This is a genomic window from Streptomyces fumanus (assembly GCF_014655295.1).
Taxonomy (GTDB): domain Bacteria; phylum Actinomycetota; class Actinomycetes; order Streptomycetales; family Streptomycetaceae; genus Streptomyces; species Streptomyces fumanus.
The window spans coordinates 397,927-416,370 of the sequence record NZ_BNBI01000001.1; the positions used below are offsets into that span (position 1 = coordinate 397,927).

Annotated in this window: 17 protein-coding genes and 2 tRNA genes; 3 read left to right on the forward strand and 16 right to left on the reverse strand. The window is 72.7% G+C overall.

Annotation, left to right across the window (positions count from 1 at the left end; all coding sequences use genetic code 11):
• Positions 1–126: 126 nt before the first annotated feature.
• The 3 genes from IE316_RS01725 to leuS all read right to left on the reverse strand — a co-directional run bounded on the left by IE316_RS01725 (position 127) and on the right by leuS (position 4,792).
• Positions 127–972, reverse strand: a complete 846-nt coding sequence (locus IE316_RS01725) for a DegV family protein (RefSeq protein ID WP_190202270.1) — start codon at positions 970–972, stop codon at positions 127–129.
• Between the two features lie 93 nt (positions 973–1,065).
• Entirely contained in the window at positions 1,066–1,785 is a 720-nt protein-coding gene (locus IE316_RS01730; protein ID WP_190202271.1) for a hypothetical protein, read from the reverse strand.
• A gap of 136 nt (positions 1,786–1,921) precedes the next feature.
• Complete coding sequence (gene leuS / locus IE316_RS01735) at positions 1,922–4,792, reverse strand: leucine--tRNA ligase (RefSeq protein ID WP_190202272.1); 2,871 nt, start codon at positions 4,790–4,792, stop codon at positions 1,922–1,924.
• A 425-nt stretch (positions 4,793–5,217) separates the two neighbouring features.
• On the opposite strand from leuS, the gene IE316_RS01740 reads away from it, so the two are divergent.
• Both IE316_RS01740 and IE316_RS01745 read left to right on the forward strand, forming a co-directional pair.
• On the forward strand, positions 5,218–6,462 hold the full coding sequence (locus IE316_RS01740; RefSeq protein WP_190202273.1) for a ferric reductase-like transmembrane domain-containing protein: 1,245 nt from the start codon (positions 5,218–5,220) through the stop codon (positions 6,460–6,462).
• Positions 6,459–8,075: an NADH-quinone oxidoreductase subunit NuoF family protein gene (locus IE316_RS01745; RefSeq protein WP_190202274.1), complete on the forward strand. Its 1,617-nt coding sequence runs from the start codon at positions 6,459–6,461 to the stop codon at positions 8,073–8,075. Before IE316_RS01740 ends, IE316_RS01745 begins: the two co-directional genes overlap by 4 nt.
• Before the next feature lie 64 nt (positions 8,076–8,139).
• On the opposite strand, the gene IE316_RS01750 is transcribed toward IE316_RS01745, so the two are convergent.
• From IE316_RS01750 to IE316_RS01790, 9 genes are all read right to left on the reverse strand, one after another.
• Positions 8,140–8,212, reverse strand: a tRNA-Ala gene (locus IE316_RS01750).
• 115 nt (positions 8,213–8,327) lie between these two features.
• Positions 8,328–8,561 (reverse strand): hypothetical protein, encoded by a 234-nt coding sequence (locus IE316_RS01755; protein WP_006136074.1) that lies wholly within the window; start codon positions 8,559–8,561, stop codon positions 8,328–8,330.
• Positions 8,562–8,953: 392 nt separating this feature from the next.
• Positions 8,954–9,026: transfer RNA gene (locus IE316_RS01760), tRNA-Ala, on the reverse strand.
• Between the two features lie 90 nt (positions 9,027–9,116).
• The gene (locus IE316_RS01765; protein WP_190202275.1) at positions 9,117–9,788 is read right to left on the reverse strand and encodes a histidine phosphatase family protein; all 672 of its coding nucleotides are present in this window, start codon (positions 9,786–9,788) and stop codon (positions 9,117–9,119) included.
• The gene (gene rsfS, locus IE316_RS01770) at positions 9,785–10,231 is read right to left on the reverse strand and encodes a ribosome silencing factor (protein WP_190202276.1); all 447 of its coding nucleotides are present in this window, start codon (positions 10,229–10,231) and stop codon (positions 9,785–9,787) included. The genes IE316_RS01765 and rsfS overlap by 4 nt, the downstream gene beginning before the upstream one ends.
• A gap of 79 nt (positions 10,232–10,310) precedes the next feature.
• Positions 10,311–12,005 carry an LCP family protein gene (locus tag IE316_RS01775; RefSeq protein ID WP_190202277.1) on the reverse strand — a complete coding sequence of 565 codons (1,695 nt, stop codon included), beginning with the start codon at positions 12,003–12,005 and terminating at the stop codon, positions 10,311–10,313.
• A gap of 20 nt (positions 12,006–12,025) precedes the next feature.
• The gene (gene nadD, locus IE316_RS01780) at positions 12,026–12,721 is read right to left on the reverse strand and encodes a nicotinate-nucleotide adenylyltransferase (RefSeq protein WP_190202278.1); all 696 of its coding nucleotides are present in this window, start codon (positions 12,719–12,721) and stop codon (positions 12,026–12,028) included.
• A gap of 82 nt (positions 12,722–12,803) precedes the next feature.
• Positions 12,804–12,965 carry a hypothetical protein gene (locus IE316_RS01785; RefSeq protein ID WP_190202279.1) on the reverse strand — a complete coding sequence of 54 codons (162 nt, stop codon included), beginning with the start codon at positions 12,963–12,965 and terminating at the stop codon, positions 12,804–12,806.
• A gap of 129 nt (positions 12,966–13,094) precedes the next feature.
• Positions 13,095–13,256, reverse strand: coding sequence for a hypothetical protein (locus IE316_RS01790; protein WP_190202280.1), 162 nt, complete (start codon positions 13,254–13,256; stop codon positions 13,095–13,097).
• A 133-nt stretch (positions 13,257–13,389) separates the two neighbouring features.
• Here IE316_RS01790 and IE316_RS01795 point away from each other — a divergent pair, with 133 nt between their 5' ends.
• On the forward strand, positions 13,390–14,601 hold the full coding sequence (locus IE316_RS01795; RefSeq protein WP_190202281.1) for a M48 family metallopeptidase: 1,212 nt from the start codon (positions 13,390–13,392) through the stop codon (positions 14,599–14,601).
• 1 nt (position 14,602) lies between these two features.
• Here the strand turns inward: IE316_RS01795 and IE316_RS01800 are convergent, their stop codons facing one another.
• The 4 genes from IE316_RS01800 to IE316_RS01815 form a co-directional block, all read right to left on the reverse strand.
• The gene (locus tag IE316_RS01800) at positions 14,603–15,673 is read right to left on the reverse strand and encodes an SCO2583 family membrane protein (protein ID WP_190202282.1); all 1,071 of its coding nucleotides are present in this window, start codon (positions 15,671–15,673) and stop codon (positions 14,603–14,605) included.
• Positions 15,674–15,785: 112 nt separating this feature from the next.
• Positions 15,786–16,358: an SCO2584 family spore wall biosynthesis protein gene (locus tag IE316_RS01805; protein ID WP_444545387.1), complete on the reverse strand. Its 573-nt coding sequence runs from the start codon at positions 16,356–16,358 to the stop codon at positions 15,786–15,788.
• A gap of 86 nt (positions 16,359–16,444) precedes the next feature.
• Complete coding sequence (locus IE316_RS01810) at positions 16,445–17,731, reverse strand: glutamate-5-semialdehyde dehydrogenase (RefSeq protein ID WP_190202284.1); 1,287 nt, start codon at positions 17,729–17,731, stop codon at positions 16,445–16,447.
• A gap of 83 nt (positions 17,732–17,814) precedes the next feature.
• Positions 17,815–18,306 carry a DUF8830 family protein gene (locus IE316_RS01815; RefSeq protein WP_373311060.1) on the reverse strand — a complete coding sequence of 164 codons (492 nt, stop codon included), beginning with the start codon at positions 18,304–18,306 and terminating at the stop codon, positions 17,815–17,817.
• Positions 18,307–18,444: the final 138 nt, after the last annotated feature.

Here is an 18,444-nt window from a genome sequence, read left to right on the forward strand (position 1 = left end):
CCGAGGATCCGACACTTCGGCACTTCGCGTTGATCACGGTCGATTTCCGGGGATTACCCCGTGGTTGTGGACAACTCCGTCACCCGCACGAGCGACCAGCACCCATCCGATCCCCCAGCCCCCACCTCATCGGGGCGAGACCACGACCCCCAGCAACCCGAGCCCCGTATGCGCCCCGATCACCGCCCCCACCTCGCTCACATGCAGGTCGGCCAGCCCGGGCACCCGGGTGCGCAGCCGGTCCGCGAGGGCCGAGGCCCGTTCCGGAGCGGCGAGATGGTGGACGGCGATGTCGACCGGTGCGGCGCCCGCCCGGTCGGCGGCGATCTCCTCCAGGCGGGCGATCGCCTTGGAGGCGGTGCGCACCTTCTCCAGCGGCTCGATCCGGCCGCCGCCCAGTTGCAGCAGGGGCTTGACCGCGAGCGCGGAGCCGAGCAGCGCCTGCGCGGCCCCGATCCGTCCGCCGCGCCGCAGGTAGTCGAGGGTGTCGACGTAGAAGTAGGCGGAGGTGCCCGCGGCCCGTTTCTCCGCCGCGGTGACGGCCTCGTCCACCGTGCCACCGCCCTCCGCCGCCTCGGCCGCGGACAGCGCGCAGAAGCCGAGGGCCATCGCGATCATGCCGGTGTCCACGACCCGTACCGGGACCGGTGCCTCGCGCGCGGCGAGGACCGCCGCGTCGTAGGTGCCGGAGAGTTCGGCGGAGAGGTGGAGGGAGACGATGCCGGTGGCGCCGGACTCGGCGATCTCGCGGTAGGTCCGGGCGAACAGCTCGGGGCTGGGCCGGGAGGTGGTGACCGGGCGCCGCTTCTGCAGGGCCTGGGCCAGCGAACGGGTCGAGATCTCGGTGCCCTCCTCCAGGGCCCGGTCGCCGAGGACGACGGTCAGCGGTACCGCGGTGATGCCGTGGCGCTCCATCGTCCGGGCCGGCAGGTAGGCCGTTGAATCGGTGACGATCGCGACATGGCGGGACATGAGCTGGAGGTTACCTGCCGTAGCGGCCGCGCGGCAGTCCGGCCCCGGCCACCGGTGGGGCACGCGCACGTCACCCGCGGGTCACCCGCGCGGTCAGGTCGTGCTCTCCGGGCGGGCCTTCTTCTGCCAGGGGTACGCCGGGCGCGGTGCGGACCGGTCGAGGGCGGGTCGCGCCGCCTCCCCGGGCGCCGGCCGCGCTCCGTCGGCCGGGCTCCCGGCGTCGGCGGCCGGGGCGTCGGACCACGGGGGCGGCGGGGCGGAGGGCTCCGTCCGGGTCCAGTGCCGCAGGGCGCCCGCCTCGACGTCGATCTGCGCGCTGAGGGTGTCCAGGTCGTCGTCGGCGAACCGGCGGGCCCGGTCGTGGGCCGCCCAGCGCAGGGAGTCCGCCGCCTGAGTGATGCGCTCGGTGCGCTCCCGCAGCCCGGGGAGGCGCTCGGCGAGCGTGGCGCGGTCGGGCTCGGACTCCAGGCGCCGCAGCTCGCCGTCGAGTTCGTGACCGTGGGCGCTGAGCCGCTCGAACAGGGCGAGGGACTCCTTGAGGGACTCGTCACCGGCCGCGCCCGCGCGCAGCGCGTCCTGGGTGGCCCGCATCGACGAGCGCAGGGTCAGCCGGAGCTGGGCCAGTTCGCCCGCCGGGCCGACCTGTACCAGGGACTTGGCGCGCAGGGTGTGGTCCTCGACCGTGCGGCGGGCCTGGGTGATGCCGCGGTCCACGCCCCGCTTGGCGGCGCCGACGGCCTTCACGGTGGCGTAGGCGCCGAGGACGACCATCAGCACGAAGAGGAGGGCGACGACTGCGAGCGCTGCTTCCACGTGTTCCTCCTCGGGCCCTGCGGACGCGGCGCGCTGCCCACCGCGCCGCTCTTCCACCGTAAACGCTGCGGGCAGGCCCGGAGTTCCAGCAGAACCCCGAACCTGCCCGTAGGGGACCACCCCGAGAGGGGCATGCTCACGCCGGCACGATGTTCACCAGCTTCGGCGCGCGCACGATGACCTTGCGGATGCCGGCCCCGTCCAGTGCGGCCACGACCTTCTCGTCCGCCAGCGCCACCTTCTCCAGCTCCTCCTCGGAGATGGCCGGGGAGACCTCCAGGCGGGCCTTGACCTTGCCCTTGACCTGCACCACACAGGTGACGGTCTCGTCCACGACGTAGGCCGGGTCGGCGACCGGGAAGTCCTGGTGGACGACCGAGTCGGTGTGGCCCAGCCTGCGCCACAGCTCCTCGGCGATGTGCGGGGCCAGCGGCGCGACCATCAGCACTAGGGCCTCGGCGACCGACCGGGGAACCGGGCCGCCGGTCTTGGTCAGGTGGTTGTTCAGCTCGGTGACCTTGGCGATGGCGGTGTTGAAGCGCAGGCCCGCCAGGTCGCCGCGGACGCCGTCGATCGCCTTGTGCAGCGCCCGCAGCGTCTCCTCGTCCGGCTCGGTGTCGACGACGGTGACCTCACCGGTGCTCTCGTCGACGACATTGCGCCACAGCCGCTGCAGCAGCCGGAACTGGCCGACCACCGCGCGGGTGTCCCACGGCCGGGACACGTCCAGCGGGCCCATCGCCATCTCGTACAGGCGCAGCGTGTCGGCGCCGTACTCGGCGCAGATCTCGTCCGGGGTGACCGCGTTCTTCAGGGACTTGCCCATCTTGCCCAGCAGCCGGGAGACCTTCTCGCCCTGGTAGTAGTAGGCGCCGTCGCGCTCCTCCACCTCGGCGGCCGGCACCGCGATGCCGCGCGCGTCCCGGTAGACGTACGCCTGGATCATGCCCTGGTTGTACAGCTTGTGGAACGGCTCGGCCGAGGAGATGTGCCCCAGGTCGTACAGCACCTTGGACCAGAAGCGGGCGTACAGCAGGTGCAGCACGGCGTGCTCGGCGCCGCCGACGTACAGGTCGACGCCGCCGTGCGGCCGGTCCTCGCGCGGGCCCATCCAGTACCGCTCGATCTCCGGGTCGACCAGCTTCTCGGAGTTGTGCGGGTCCAGGTAGCGCAGTTCGTACCAGCAGGAACCGGCCCAGTTGGGCATGGTGTTGGTCTCGCGCCGGTACTTCTTCGGCCCGTCGCCCAGGTCCAGGGTGACGTTGACCCAGTCCTCGTTGCGCGACAGCGGGGTCTCGGGCTGGGTGTCGGCGTCGTCCGGGTCGAAGGTGCGGGGGCTGTAGTCCTCGACCTCGGGCAGCTCCAGCGGCAGCATCGACTCGGGCAGCGGGTGGGCGACGCCCTCCTCGTCGTAGACGATCGGGAAGGGCTCGCCCCAGTAGCGCTGGCGGCTGAACAGCCAGTCGCGCAGCCGGAAGTTGACGGTGCCCTCGCCGATGCCCGCGGCGGCCAGCCACTCGGTGACGCGCGTCTTGGCCTCGGTGACGCCCAGGCCGTCCAGGGAGATGTCCGCGCCGGACGAGTTGACGATCGTCGCGTCGTACGAGACGAAGGCGTCGTCCCAGGTGGTGGTGTCGGTGCCGCGGCCGTCGGTCGGCTCGACGACGCAGCGCATCGGCAGCTCGAAGGCGCGGGCGAAGGCGAAGTCCCGGCTGTCGTGGGCGGGCACGGCCATGATCGCGCCGGTGCCGTAGCCCATCAGGACGTAGTCGGCGATGAAGACCGGGATCTTCTCGCCGTTGACCGGGTTGGTGGCGTACACGCCCGTGAAGACGCCGGTCTTGTCCTTGGCCTCGGCCTGCCGCTCGACGTCGGACTTCGCGGCGGCCTGCGCGCGGTAGGCGGCGACGGCCTCGGCGGGGGTGGCGTGGCCGCCGGTCCACGCCTCGCGGGTGCCCTCGGGCCAGGCGGCGGGCGCGAACTTCTCCACCAGGGGGTGTTCGGGGGCCAGCACCATGTAGGTGGCGCCGAACAGGGTGTCCTGGCGGGTGGTGAAGACGGTGATGTGGTCGCCGTCGACGGGGAAGTCGATGCGGGCGCCCTCGCTGCGGCCGATCCAGTTGCGCTGCTGCAGCTTGATGGCCTCGGGCCAGTCCAGGCCCTCCAGGTCCTCCAGCAGCCGGTCCGCGTAGGCGGTGATCCGCATGTTCCACTGGCGCAGCTTGGCCTTGAAGACCGGGAAGTTGCCGCGCTCGGAGCGGCCGTCGGCGGTGACCTCCTCGTTGGCCAGCACGGTGCCCAGGCCGGGGCACCAGTTGACCGGCGCGTCGGAGGCGTACGCCAGGCGGTACTCGCCCAGCACGTCGGCGCGCTCGGCGGCGGTCAGCTCGCTCCAGGCGCGGCCGCCGGGGACCTCCCGCTCACCGGACTCGAACTGGGCGACCAGTTCGGCGATCGGGCGGGCCTTGCGCGCCGACTCGTCGTACCAGGAGTTGAAGATCTGCAGGAAGATCCACTGGGTCCACTTGTAGTAGTCCGGGTCGATCGTGGCGAACGACCGGCGCTTGTCGTGGCCCAGGCCCAGCCGCCGCAGTTGGCTCTGCATGTTCCGGATGTTGGCCTCGGTGGACACGCGCGGGTGCGTGCCGGTCTGCACGGCGTACTGCTCGGCGGGCAGGCCGAAGGCGTCGAAGCCCAGGGTGTGCAGGACGTTGTGCCCGGTCATCCGCTGGAAGCGGGCGAAGACGTCGGTGGCGATGTACCCCAGGGGGTGGCCGACGTGCAGGCCCGCACCGGACGGGTACGGGAACATGTCCATGATGAACATCTTGGGCTCGGCGACCGTCTCCGGGTCGCCCGCCAGGTCACCGGTCGGGTTGGGTGCCGCGTAGGTGCCCTCGGCGTCCCAGAAGTCCTGCCAGCGTGCCTCGATCTCGGCCGCCAGGGCGGCCGTGTAGCGGTGCGGCGCGGCCACCTCGGCGGTGGCAGCGGGGTTCGTCTCGCTCATGATCCTCAAAGCTCCATCGATCGTCTTCGCCTGCGGCTGCGACTTTCATCACGGACGGAAATGAAAAATCCCCTCGCACAGGAGGGGACGCCGCGCCGATGCCGACCTACCGGAGCGCCGGTGGTCGGTACTGATCAGCGCGGCTCGCTAAGCAGAAGGCGTACGGCACGCATGGCGTCAGGGTACCGCAGCCGCCTGGCGGCCCGCGAGGAGCATGCACAGGAGCCCGAACTGCGACAGAAGCGACAGTAGGAAAACTGGACCGACCCCAGAGGTTACTTCGCGTAACGGCCGCTAAGGCGCATCACAACAACCGCATAGTCATTTGATAACAGCCCAATAACTCAAACCTCAGTACCCATGGGTATGGCGCGACCTAGAGTGCGGCACCGGGACCGCTTCCCCGAACCGCTCGGAGTGCCCCCATGAACCCACACCTCGCCACCACGGCGGACGACTCGTTCGCGCAGTTCCTCGATTTCGGCGCCGGCGTCCTCTCGCTCGTCTGCCTGAGCTGCTCGGTGATCTGGGGACTGGTCGCCCAGGACCGCGTGCTGCTCGTGGCCCGCCAGCGGATCCTGGCCCAGGCGGTGCACCGGACCACCGCCGTCGCCTCGATCGCCTTCCTGCTGGTGCACATCGGGGTGAAGCTGGCGCTGGACCACACCACCTGGATCGCCGCCGTGCTCCCGTTCGGACTGCTCGCCACCGACGACGAGCAGTTCGGCGGCCGGGGCTTCCTGATCGGCCTCGGCACGCTGGCCGCCCTGCTGATGATCTTCGTCGGGGTCACCGGCGCCCTGCGCAACCGCTTCGCCTCCCCCGCTCCCGTCGCCGCCCGCTGGCGGGCGATGCACATGCTCGCCTACCCGGCCTGGTGCGCCGCGCTGCTGCACGGCCTCTACGCGGGTCGAGCCGCCAAGCCGCTCTTCACGGCCCTGTACGGCCTGTCGGTGCTGGCGGTGATGGCCGCGCTGGCGCTGCGCGCTGCCCCCGCGCCGGTCAAGCGCCGGATCGCCGACCGCGTCGCCGCCCTCTTCGCCGGCCCGGCCCGCCCCGGCCCCGAGGAGCCGGCCGATCCCGGGTCCCGCGCCGCCGCCCTGCCCGGCTACGAACACCGGGACACCTCCGCCGGGCGCCCGGCCGCGCCGGGCCCCGGCGGCCCCGGCGTACCCCGGCAGCGGCCGTACGCGGCGGGCCACGAGCCCCTCGGCACGCCCCTGGCCGAGGGCTACCCGTCCGCCGGGCCGGGAGACGGCTTCGCCGCCGCCTACCGTGCCGTGTCGGGTCCGCCACGCGCGCGTGCCCCCTTCGCCGCGCCCGACCCGGGCACCGCCCCGGCGCCGCCCGCCCCGGCGGTCCCCCGCGCCGACGGCGGAGGCTGGCCGGTGCCGTCCCCGCCGCCGGTCGGCGAGGCGCCCCCGTCGGCGTACGACCCGCTCACCGACACCGGACACACCGTCCCGGTCCCCGACGGTCCGGGCGCCGCCGGGTACGGACCGAGTGATCCGTACGACACGGGTGAGACGAACCCGGTCCCGCGCCCGTACTACCCGGGCGACACGTACCTCGGCGGTCCCGCCACCGAACCGATCCCCGGTGCGCCGTACGACTTCGGCGCGCCGGACACGCGCGCACCGTGGAACACGCCTTCCGGAGGCTTGGAGTGAACGAGGCCCTGCCCGACGTCCCCGAAGTCCGCGTGGTCGGGCTTCCCCAGCTCACGTCGGGCTTCGACCTTGTCGAACGACTGGACCTGCCGATGCACCTCAAGGTGCACGGCCCGCTCGAACCGATGGGCGGGGAGCAGCTCGCCCGGCTCGCCGAACGCGTCGCCCTCAGAGGCCGCGGCGGCGCGGGCTTCCCCTTCCACAAGAAGCTGCGCGCGGTCGCCGAGTCGGCGATCAAGCGCGGTGTGCGCCCGGTCGTCGTCGTCAACGGCAGCGAGGACGAACCGGCCTGCCGCAAGGACACGGTGCTCATCAACCGGGCCCCGCACCTCATCCTGGACGGCGCCCTGCTGTGCGCCGAGGCCCTGGGCGCCCGCACCCTGGTCGTCGGGGTCACCCGGGAGTCCACCCAGCGCTCCATGGAGGCCGCGCTCGCCGAACGCGGCCTGAACAACGGCCGCCGGTCCGCCCTGCGCGCCCGCGTGCAGCGCAACCCGGTGCGCATGGTCACCGGCGCCGCGGCCTCGCTGATCCGCTCGATCGACGGCGGCCCGGCGATCCCGCCCGGCCGCAAGACCAGCGCCTCCCGCAGCGGCGTGGGCGGCGCGCCCACCCTGCTGTCCAACGCCGAGACGTTCGCCCAGTTGGCGATCGCCGCCCGGATCGGCCCGGAGCGCTACGGCAACACCGGGCTGTACGACGAGCCGGGCACCGTCCTGCTCACCGTCTCCGGGGCGGTGGCCCGCCCGATGGTGATCGAGGTCCCCACGGGTGTGCCGCTGCGCTACGTCCTGCAGTTGGCGGGCGCCCCGCCGGTCCCGCAGGGCGTGCTGACCGGCGGCTACCACGGCAAGTGGCTCGACGCGGCCACCGCCGGCGAGGCGGTCGTCTCCCGCGGCTCGCTGGACGCGGTGGGCGGTTCGCTGGGCGCCGGGGCGATCCTGCCGATCGGTCAGGAGACCTGCCCGCTGGGCGAGTCGCTGCGGGTCGCGCAGTGGCTGGCGGAGGAGAGCGCCGGCCAGTGCGGCCCCTGCTACCTGGGGCTGCCCGCCGCCGCACGCGGCATGGCGGACATTCTGAACGGCGGGGGCCCGGCCGCCCTGGAGGCGCTCAAGCAGGTCGCCCGGAACGTCAAGCGGCGCGGCGCCTGCTCGCACCCGGACGGCTCGGCGATGTTCCTGGAGTCGACCGTCAAGGCGTTCACCGACGACCTGGCCGCCCATGTCCTCGGCAACGGCTGCGGACGGCCCGTACAGGGCGTGCTGCCGCTGTACGAGGGGGGCGGGACCCCGACGGGCGTCCCGGGCGGCGGCGCGGCGCGGGAGGGCGGTCCCAGCCGGCAGCGGATCCACGTCGACTGGACGCTGTGCCGGGGCCACGGGCTGTGCGCGGACATCCTCCCGGAGGTGTTCCAGCTCGGCGCGGACGGCTTCCCGACGGTGGCGCAGGCGGAGGTGCCGCGGTACGCGGAGGCCAAGGCGCTGCGTGCGGTGCGGCGCTGCCCGGCGCTCGCCCTGCGCATCGAGGAGGACAACCGGGCGGCGCAGCCGCCCGCGCGGGGCGATCTGCCGGTGCTCTCCCCGGGCCGCGGCCGGCGCGCGCTGGGGCGGTGAGGACCGCCCCCGGGAACGGAAAGATCCCCCGGTCCCTGCGGACCGGGGGATCTTTCCTTTGCTGTGGAGCTAAGGAGAATTGAACTCCTGACCTCCTGCATGCCATGCAGGCGCTCTACCAACTGAGCTATAGCCCCTTGTGGTGCTTCCGCCGGTTTCCCCGGCGGCGACGCCAACTTTACACGGTCCCCCGGGCCCAACACCAAATCGTTTCCGCTCTGCCCGATTTGCCGGTTTTTTCGGCCCTGCGGATCACGCGGTGACGAAGGAGTAGAACCGCTTGAGGGTGCAGTGCTCCTCCAGCAGCCGGCCGTAGATCGGCTCCCCTTCGAGTTCGCGGTACGTCTCGATCGGGTCGCCTTTTATGATCAGCGCCCGCGCGCACTCCTCGCACCAGTACTGGTAGTCGGGATTGATCGGTTCCATGTCCCGGACGATCGGGGTGCCGCTGCCGCACCAGTCGCACTTCCGCCTGTGTGCACCCATGGGTCAGCTCCAGCTATGGCCGCAGGCGGTACACACGTACGAGATGCCGCCGTTGTCCCCGAGGACCTGGGCGACGTGCGCGGAACCACAGGAAGGGCAGTGCAGACGAGTGGCCGTGTTCCGTGCCGTCACCGCTCGGCGGAGGCCGTCGACCTCCTCGCGGATGCTCGCAGGCATCGCTACTCCCTCCCGTCGGGCCGCGCCCCCTTCCGGTCGTTTGATTCTGCCACGAGCGGACCAACACGGTCAGCGACGCATCAGTACCAGTCCGGACACGGCGTTCCGGCGGACCTCCGCACAGGTATACGCCGCCCGGGCCGCGACCGCTCAAACGGCGGCCGACGAAAAAATCCCGCCCCCCGAAGGGGACGGGATTCGTCCGTGGAACCAAGTGGAGCTAAGGAGAATTGAACTCCTGACCTCCTGCATGCCATGCAGGCGCTCTACCAACTGAGCTATAGCCCCTGGCCGGTGTTCTTCCCGCTCGGCGGGGCGAACAAGAAGAACTTTAGCCTGCGACCTGCCGGAAAGTGAAATCCGGGTCCCGGCGGGGTCTCAGTCGTCGTCGCCGAGCACCGGCTCGGGCAGGGTGCCGGCGTTGTGCTCCAGCAGGCGCCAGCCGCGGGCGCCCTGGCCCAGCACGGACCAGCAGCAGTTGGTCAGGCCGCCCAGGCTCTCCCAGTGGCCCGCGTCCAGGCCGAGGAGGCGCCCGATGGTGGTGCGGATGGTGCCGCCGTGGCTGACCACGACGAGGGTGCCGTCCTCCGGGAGCTTCTCCACGTGCCGCAGCACCACGGGGGCGGCGCGGTCGGCGACCTCGGTCTCCAGTTCGCCGCCGCCCCGGCGGATCGGCTCGCCGCGCTTCCAGGCGGCGTACTCCTCGCCGTACCTGGCGATGATCTCCTCGTGGGTCAGGCCCTGCCAGACGCCCGCGTAGGTCTCCCGCAGGCCCTCTTCGAGGGTCACCTCCAGGCCGGTGAGGGCGGCCAGCTCGGCCGCGGTGCGCGCGGCGCGGGACAGGTCGGAGGCGATGATCGCGTCGGGCTCGCAGGCCGCCAGCAGCCGGGCCGCCCGGCGGGCCTGGGCCACGCCGGTGTCGGTCAGCTCGACGTCCGTGGTGCCCTGGAAGCGGCGCTCCACGTTCCAGGAGGTCTGGCCGTGCCGCCAGAGGATGATGCGGCGGCCCCGGCCGGTCCGGCCGGAGGTCACCTCACCGGTCGCGCTCATCGCCACTCCCCGTCCGGCTCCGCGGCCTCCTCGGCGGCGCGGGCCCGGGCGTGCTCCTCGCCCTTGCCGCGGGTGGCCTTGGCGTCGGCCGGCAGGTCCAGCTCGGGGCAGTCCTTCCACAGCCGCTCCAGGGCGTAGAAGACGCGCTCCTCGCTGTGCTGGACGTGCACGACGATGTCGACGTAGTCCAGGAGCACCCAGCGGGCCTCGCGGTCGCCTTCGCGGCGCACCGGCTTGGCGCCCAGTTCCTTGTTGAGCCGTTCCTCGATCTCGTCGACGATCGACTTGACCTGGCGGTCGTTGGGGGCGGAGGCCAGCAGGAAGGCGTCCGTGATCGACAGCACGTCGCTGACGTCGTAGGCGATGATGTCGTGCGCGAGCTTGTCGGCAGCCGCCTGGGCTGCGGTGTTGATCAGTTCAAGAGAGCGGTCGGTCGCGGTCACTGCGTGGCTTTCGGTCGGCGGTCACTTGACACCAAGGGTCTCATGACCGCCGACCGGGCCCCGGATGATCACCTCGGGGTCAGGAGGACGGCTCGTAGTCCTGGCCGAGGACGACCGCCACGCGCGCGTTGGCGGGCACCTCGCCCTTGGCGACCGCGCCGGTGGGCAGGCCGAGGGTCTTGGCGACCTCGGTGGCCTGCTCCTGGTCGGCGGCGTCCGCGTAGCGCACCTCGGAGGCGGCCTCGGTGGCGGCGGCGGTGCCGCCCTCCAGGAAGGTGAAGCCGCCGTTGAGCAGGACCACCCGGGCCTTGGCGGTGTCGCCCTTGTCACCCGTGGCGTTGCGCACCCAGACACTGACCGCCGCGTCCTTGCCGGGGCTCTTGGCGGTGCCGCCGAGGACGTCCTTGACGACGCTGTCGGCGGTCTCGGCGCTGAGCGTGCCGTCGTCCTGGACGGGCAGCAGGGTCGTCGTGTAGTCGCCGCCCTTGGCGCGGTCGGCGAGCCCGGCGAGGAAGGAGCCGAGGTCCTTGTCGGTCAGCGGCGGGTCGAGGATCATGCCCAGCGTCTGGACGGTGGTGGTCGCGGCCTGCGCGTCGGAGGAGAGCTTGCGCAGCACCGCCTGCATGACCTGCCCGAACCGCTGGAGCTGGGCGTCCTGCGCCTCGCCGGAGCCCTGGTAGGTGGCGTAGGCGACGGCCATCTTGCCGCTGAGCGTCCGGTCCTCGCCCCGGTGGACCAGGGTGGCGGCGTCCTTGCCCTTGGCGTCGGGGTCAGGCACGTCGGTGTCGGTGTCGACCTCGATGTTCCCGACCAGGTCGACGAGGTTCTGCAGGTACGGGGTGTCCAGCCGCCAGGTGCCCTCGATGTCGGTGCCGAGGGCGGAGTCCAGCGCGTCCTGGGTGGCGTCGGGGCCGTCGTCGACCGACTTGGCCAGCGTGGTGGTGCTGCCGTCGTCGCCGGTCAGCGCGAGGGCGTTGGGCACCAGCACGGTGGTGCCCCGCTTGGTGGTGGTGTTGTCCACCAGCAGGGCCGTGGAGGTCTCGCCCCCGTCGGTGTCGTGCAGGTGGACGGCGATCACATCGCGTTTCTGGGCGCCCGCCGCCGTCGTACCGCCCGCCTCTGAGTCCGAGGAGGACAGGCCGGGGAGCTTTCCGGCGTACCAGAGGTAGCCGATGCCGCCGACCGCCACCAGGGCGAGGACGACGACCAGGGCGACGGCACGCGCGCGTGCGCGGCGCCGGGCCTCCTCGCGGCGCTCGGTGCGGTTCTCGGTGAACTTCATCCAGTCGATGACGTCCTCCGAGTCGCCGTCCGGCTCCTCGACGAAGGCGAACTGCTCGGTGCGGTAGTCCCGTTCGCCGCTCTCCCGGGGTTCCCCGGGCGGGCCCGCCTGGTGCGGGATGCGGGCGGTCTGCTCGGCGACCGCGGGCTGCGCGGCGGCCCCGGCCCGGCCGTAGGGGTCCTCGTAGCCGGCCGGCTCGGGCGCCGCCTGCGTGTACGGGTCGTAGCCGTAGCCGTCGTGGCCGGGGGCGGGCAACTGCTGTCCCGGGTCCGGGGTGGCGTAGGGGGCGTACGGCTGCTGCTGGGCGTACGGGTCGTAGCCGTAGCCCTGGTGCTGCTGCTGTTGCTGTGCGTACGGGTCGTACGGCTGCTGCGGTGCGGCGGGCGGCGCCGGGGCCGGGCGGTAGACGGGCCGGCCGTACTCGTCGTAGCCGACGAGTTCGTACGGGCCGTCGTGACCGCTGCCGTATCCCGCGTCGTACTGGTCGTTCACCGGTGGGGGCCCCTCTCGGCTCAGTCGCCGCGGTACAACTGGCGCTTGTCGATGTAGCGCACGACTCCGTCCGGCACCAGATACCAGACGGGGTCGCCCTTGGCGACTCTCGCACGGCAGTCGGTGGAGGAGATGGCGAGGGCGGGCACCTCGACGAGCGAGACGCCGCCCTTGGGCAGTCCCGCGTCCGTCAGCGTGTGGCCGGGCCGGGTGACTCCGATGAAGTGTGCCAGGGAGAACAGCTCGTCGCTGTCGCGCCAGGTGAGGATCTGGGCGAGCGCGTCGGCGCCGGTGATGAAGAACAGGTCCGTGTCCGGGTTGAGGGCGCGCAGGTCGCGCAGGGTGTCCACGGTGTAGGTGGGGCCGCCGCGGTCGATGTCGATGCGGCTGACCGAGAACTGCGGGTTCTCGGCGGTGGCGATGACCGTCATCAGATAGCGGTCCTCGGCCGCGGAGACCGCGCGGTGGCTCTTCTGCCAGGGCTGCCCGGTGGGGACGAAGACCACCTCGTCCAGCCGGAACTGCGCGGCGACCTCGCTGGCCGCCACCAGGTGTCCGTGGTGGATCGGGTCGAAGGTGCCGCCCATGACGCCGAGACGGCGCCTGCCGCTGCCGGGGCCGGTGGCGTGACCGGGGGCCGGGCGGTGCGGTGCGCCGCTCACCGTGCCGTCTTCCGTGTCGCGCGCCGGACCGGTAGGCATGTCCTGCTCTCCCATGCGTGCAGACCCTACCGGCCCGGCGTGAGAGCCTCGGCCGCCAGTTCCCCCCTTCGACGCCCGCGCGGGCGCCGGACGCGGGTCAGCGGTCGCGGTTGAAGCGCGTGGTGACCCACAGCAGGAGCAGCAGGATGACGAGGGCGGCGCCGCCGGTCAGGAAGGGGCTCAGGCTCTGATGGTTGCCCCCGTGCCCCTCGCCCTCGGCGAGGGTGACCAACTGGGCGGCGGTGCTGTGGATGCTCATCATCGGCAGGACCTATCAGGTGTGGGCGGGATAAAGACGTCGGCTCATGGTATGCGGGCGTCCCTGGGGTGATCACGCCGACTCCGCCGTTGGGGACGCCCCCGGGTTCCGGGGAACCTTCCGCCCGCCTCAGTCGTCCTTCCGCTTGTAGCCCCGTAGCAGGAACCACGCGGTCAGCACGGAGCCCAGCACCATCACGACCAGGACGACCCGGAGCAGATTGCCCGAGCCCGGCTGCTCGGCGGCGGTCACGGCCTCGGCGAGCCAGGCGGGGTGGGGGACGTGCTCCATGGCGGACTCCTTCGCTGTACTGCCCGTCCACGGTATCTCCGCCTAGGCTGGGCGGTGCTTCGGGGGCGCCAAGGACGGGACAAGACCCGCACAAGGGTTCACACAGGGCCATTCACCGCACATGGGGGAAGACATGTCCGACGGGCACGAGCACACCGGGCACGAGCAGGTGCCCAGCAGGCAGCGCAGGCGCTTCCCCGGAATCTCCTCGCGTGCGTACGAGCATCCGGCCGACCGCAGCGCCCTGGTGGCCCTGCGCAAGCTGAGCGGTTTCGACACGGTGTTCAAGGCCCTCAGCGGCCTGCTGCCGGAGCGGAGCCTGCGGCTGCTGTTCCTGTCCGACTCGGTGCGCGTCTCGGACCGGCAGTTCGCGCACCTGAACGACATGCTGCGCGACGCCTGCTACATCCTGGACCTGGAGAAGGTCCCCCCGATGTACGTCAACCAGGACCCGCAGCCCAACGCGATGTGCATCGGCCTGGACGAGCCGATCATCGTCGTCACCACGGGACTGGTGGAGCTGCTCGACGAGGAGGAGATGCGGGCGGTCATCGGCCACGAGGTCGGGCACGCGCTGTCCGGGCACGCGGTCTACCGGACCGTCCTGCTCTTCCTGACCTCGCTCGCCGTCCGGGTGGCCTGGATCCCGCTGGGCAATCTGGCGGTGATGGCGATCGTGACCGCGCTGCGCGAGTGGTTCCGCAAGTCGGAGCTGTCCGCCGACCGCGCGGGGCTGCTGGTCGGCCAGGACCTGCGGGCCTCCATGCGCGGCCTGATGAAGATCGCCGGCGGCAACCACCTGCACGAGATGAACGTGGACGCCTTCCTGGAGCAGGCCGAGGAGTACGAGGCCGGCGGCGACCTGCGCGACTCCGTGCTGAAGATCCTCAACGTGCTGCCGCGCTCCCACCCCTTCACCACCGTCCGGGCCGCCGAGCTGAAGAAGTGGCAGGCGTCCCGGGACTACCAGCGGATCATGGACGGGCACTACCCGCGGCGCGCGGAGGACAAGGACACCTCGGTCCGCGACTCCTTCCGCGAGTCCGCCGCCAGCTATGCCACGCAGGTGCGCGGCTCCAAGGACCCGCTGATGAAGCTGGTGAACGACATAGCGGGCGGGGCCGGGGACCTCGGGGACCGGGTGCGGCGCGGCTTCAGCGGGTTCACGGCCACCCAGCCGAGGCCGCCGAAGGACGCCGGAGGAACCGAGGGCCCCTCGACCGGACCGGACGGGACCGGCGGCGGCGACGGCACCACCGGCGGCGACGGGACCGGCGGCAGCAATGGGACCGGCGGTAGCAACGGGACCGGCGGTCCGGACGCGCCGCCGCCGCCGCGCGGCTGACCTACACCTTCGGCTGCGCCCCCTCGGCCAGCGTGCCGCACAGCGCGGTCGCGCTGTCCTTGGCGTACGGGTCGGTGCCGGCCGGGCCGCCCGCCTTGGCGGTCTGGCCGGCCAGCAGCGGGCGCAGCGCGCTCGCGGAGTCCTCGGCGCAGGACAGCGGCCCGGCCTGTACGTAGGAGACGGTGAGCCGGGCCTGGTGCAGCCGCAGGTCGTCCCGGTCGAAGCGGAAGTGCAGCTCGCGCCGGACGGTGAACAGGGAGACCTCGGCCCGCTGGTCGCCGGTGGGCCGCAGCGGATAGACGAAGGTGTGGTCGGCGGTGACCTCCAGATGGGTGGCGTCGCTCTCCACGGCGTTCAGCGAGCCCCGGACGCGGACCTCGCTGTCGGCGGCCAGCTCGGTGCGGGACGGGTCGAAGCGGACCAGCCATCCGGTGGCCGCGTGCCGCCCGTCGGCGGCGGGCCGGTCGAAGCTCTCGTCGAACTGGTCGAGCTGGTCGGGATCGAGCAGGATCCGCACCGGGCGGACGGCTCCCCCGGTGAGCACCTCCGGGTCCAGGGCGGAGCGGACCACGTAGTTCTTCGCGGTGATCAGGGCGTTCATCACCTGCTCGTCCGAGAAGTGCGCAGTGCTGCGCGCGGACGGCAGCGGCACCCCCGCGGCGCCGGGGCGGAACTGGGCGGCGGGGCTGTGCGCGTACAGGTCGGCGGGGTCGGCGGCGCCGGGCACCCGGCCCTGCGGCGCGAGCGGGACGACGGTCATCCGCAGCGGCTCGTCGGACTGCCGGGCGGCCGGGTTCTGGTACGGGTGGCGCACCCCCATGTAGATCGCGGTGCCGAAGGCGAGGGCGATCAGCACCACCAGGATCAGCGCCTGCCGGGACAGTCCCCGGTGCAGGGGCGCGCGGCGGCGTACGGCGGGCGCGTGCTCGGTGATGCGCTCGTCGGCGGAGAACTCCTGGAGCTGGGCAGCGCGGACGAACGACTCGTCGAAGACGACGGATCGGTACTCGTCCTCACCGCCTCCGGGGGCGCCCTCGGGTGTCCCCTCAGGCGGGTCTGAAGGCCCTCCCATGTCTTCAAGGGTAGGTCGCCCGGCGCCCGGATAAACGCGCTGGTACGCGTCAACTTCCGGCAGGTTCCCGGCCAGGCCGGAACGGGGCGGGAAAGTGGCCGCCCGGGGCCGTTCAGGGCGTGCGGGGAATCACCGGGACGGGGGGTCCGGAGTCGTCGGCGGAGGCGGAGGGGGCGGTCGTGCCGTCCCGCTCGGTGCCGCCCTGTTCGGGTCCGGTGGAGGCGGGCGGCGGGGCCTGCTCGCGGTCGGTGTCCGAGGAGGCGCCCCGGTAGACGGCGGCGAAGGCCAGCGCGACCATGCCGACGCCCATGACCAGGGCGAGCAGCCAGGCGACGGGGCGGTGCCAGCGGACCTGTCTGCCGTAGCCGCCGGGGGCGCCGTAGGGGCGGTCGAGCAGGTCGGCGTCCTCGTCGAGGTCGTCGTGGTCCGGGCCGCGGCCGTAGTCGCCGTACCCGTCGTCGTACCGGGGGCGGGCGCGGCGGGCCTCGGCCTCGGAGGCTTCCGCTCTGGCCTCGGCGGCGGCCAGCAGGCGCTCCACGGCGGTCGGCTCGTGCACCGGGGCGGCCCGGACGAAGTCCTCGTCGAAGACCACGGAGGCGAACTCTTCGTCCGACACCCCGCGGTCGTGGTCGTCGTCGGGCTCCCAGCCGTCCGGGAACGGCGTGCCCCCCACGTCCTCCGGCACGGATCCAGAGTAGACCTGGGGGGTCATTTTGGGCAGACGGTACGGAAATTCATCCGCTGGGTGAGACGGGGACGTGCCGGGCGGGCTCAGCGCCGTACGTGGCCGTCGCCGGTGACGATGTACTTGGTGCTGGTCAGTTCCGGCAGGCCCATCGGGCCGCGGGCGTGCAGCTTCTGGGTGGAGATGCCGATCTCCGCGCCGAAGCCGAACTGGCCGCCGTCGGTGAACCGGGTGGAGGCGTTCACGGCGACGGTGGTGGAGTCGACCAACTGGGTGAAGCGGCGGGCGGCCTGCTGCGAGGTGGTGACGATGGCCTCGGTGTGGCCGGAGGTCCACAGCCGGATGTGCTCGACGGCCTTGTCGAGGGAGTCGACGACGGCGGCGGCGATGTCGTACGAGAGGTACTCGGTCTCCCAGTCCTCCGGGGTCGCCTCGACGACGGTCGCCCTGGTGTCCTTGGCGTACGCCAGCACCCGCTCGTCAGCGTGCACGGTGACCCCGGCGTCGGCGAGGGCGTCCAGGGCGCGGGGCAGGAAGTCGGCGGCGATGTCCTGGTGGACCAGGAGGGTCTCGGCGGCGTTGCACACGCCGACCCGCTGGGCCTTGGAGTTGATCAGGATGTCGACGGCCATGTCGAGGTCGGCGGCGGCGTCGACGTAGACGTGGCAGTTGCCGGTGCCGGTCTCGATGACGGGGACGGTGGACTCCTGGACGACGGTGCTGATCAGGGAGGCGCCGCCGCGCGGGATGAGGACGTCGACCAGGCCGCGGGCGCGCATCAGCTCGCGGACGCTGTCGCGGTTCTCGCCGGGGACGAGCTGGACGGCGTCGGCGGGCAGACCGGCGCCGCCGACCGCGTCCCGGATCACCCGGACCAGCGCGGTGTTGGAGGCGTACGCCGAGGAGGAGCCGCGCAGCAGGACCGCGTTGCCGGACTTCAGGCAGAGGGCGGCGGCGTCCACGGTGACGTTGGGCCGGCCCTCGTAGATGATGCCGACCACGCCGAGCGGGACGCGGACCTGGCGCAGGTCGATGCCGTTGGGCAGGGTGTTGCCGCGGACCACCTCGCCGACCGGGTCGGGCAGGGCCACGACGTCCCGGACGTCGGAGGCGATGGCCCGCACCCGCTCCGGGGTGAGGGTCAGCCGGTCGATGATGGCCTCCGCGGTCCCGGCCTGGCGGGCCCTGGCCACGTCCTGGGCGTTGGCCTCGACGATCTCGCTCGTACGGACCTCCAGCGCGTCGGCGACGGCGAGCAGCGCGTCGTCCTTCGCGGTCCGCGGCAGCGGCGCGAGGTCGGCGGCGGCGGCCTTGGCCCGGTAGGCGGCGCGGGTGACCGGGGACATCGAGTCGTACGGCGAGAGCGTGGTCATGAGGGAAGGGTAGTGCGGCCCGGGGCGGGGTCCCGAGCGTGTTCCACACCCCGAGACGCCCGGCCGGCGGGTGGACCGGCGGGTCAGAACGGGTGGACGCCGACCGGGGTGGCCGGGGCGGGGCCGTAGCCGGCGGCGATGCGCTGGTGGTAGGTGGCGCGGTCGATGACCTCCAGGCCGACGATCTCCCAGGGCGGCAGCCCGGCGGTCTGGCGGTGCTCGCCCCACAGGCGCAGCGCGACGGCCGCGGCGTCGTGCAGGTCGCGGGCCTCCTCCCAGTACCGGATCTCGGCGTGGTCGTCGGCGTATCTGCTGGTCAGCAGGAAGGGGTGGTCGTGGGCGAGCTGCTCCAGGGCGCGCCGCACCTCGGTCAGCGGGGTCCGGGCGCCGGAGACGCTGAGGGTGACGTGCCACAGGCGGGGGGTGTCCCGGGGGTCCTCGGCGTGGTAGCGGCCTCCGGCGGAGACGCTGGTCAGGGCGCGCTCCTCGGCCGCGCGGGAGCCGGTACCGCCGCGCGAGGCGGTGCCGCCGCGGGGGCCGGTACCACCGCGGGACGCCGCCGCCCCCGGACGCACTCGTCTCACGACGGCCTCCTTCTCGCACGCTGCCGGTCCCGGTGGTCGGCCGGGCTGGTCCTGGGAGAAAGTTGAGCAGGCCACAACGCGCCATGGGGCGGTTTTGCGGAACGTCCACCACCGGTGCGGGGACATTCC

Bases quoted from the DNA above. Each gene is read 5' to 3' on its own strand.
- IE316_RS01790 (WP_190202280.1), bottom strand. From the start codon at position 13,256: ATGGAGCACGTCCCCCACCCCGCCTGGCTCGCCGAGGCCGTGACCGCC.
- IE316_RS01725 (WP_190202270.1), bottom strand. From the start codon at position 972: ATGTCCCGCCATGTCGCGATCGTCACCGATTCAACGGCCTACCTGCCG.
- IE316_RS01740 (WP_190202273.1), top strand. From the start codon at position 5,218: ATGAACCCACACCTCGCCACCACGGCGGACGACTCGTTCGCGCAGTTC.
- IE316_RS01785 (WP_190202279.1), bottom strand. From the start codon at position 12,965: ATGAGCATCCACAGCACCGCCGCCCAGTTGGTCACCCTCGCCGAGGGC.
- leuS (WP_190202272.1), bottom strand. From the start codon at position 4,792: ATGAGCGAGACGAACCCCGCTGCCACCGCCGAGGTGGCCGCGCCGCAC.
- IE316_RS01765 (WP_190202275.1), bottom strand. From the start codon at position 9,788: ATGAGCGCGACCGGTGAGGTGACCTCCGGCCGGACCGGCCGGGGCCGC.
- IE316_RS01795 (WP_190202281.1), top strand. From the start codon at position 13,390: ATGTCCGACGGGCACGAGCACACCGGGCACGAGCAGGTGCCCAGCAGG.
- IE316_RS01810 (WP_190202284.1), bottom strand. From the start codon at position 17,731: ATGACCACGCTCTCGCCGTACGACTCGATGTCCCCGGTCACCCGCGCC.
- IE316_RS01755 (WP_006136074.1), bottom strand. From the start codon at position 8,561: ATGGGTGCACACAGGCGGAAGTGCGACTGGTGCGGCAGCGGCACCCCG.
- nadD (WP_190202278.1), bottom strand. From the start codon at position 12,721: ATGGGAGAGCAGGACATGCCTACCGGTCCGGCGCGCGACACGGAAGAC.
- IE316_RS01800 (WP_190202282.1), bottom strand. From the start codon at position 15,673: ATGGGAGGGCCTTCAGACCCGCCTGAGGGGACACCCGAGGGCGCCCCC.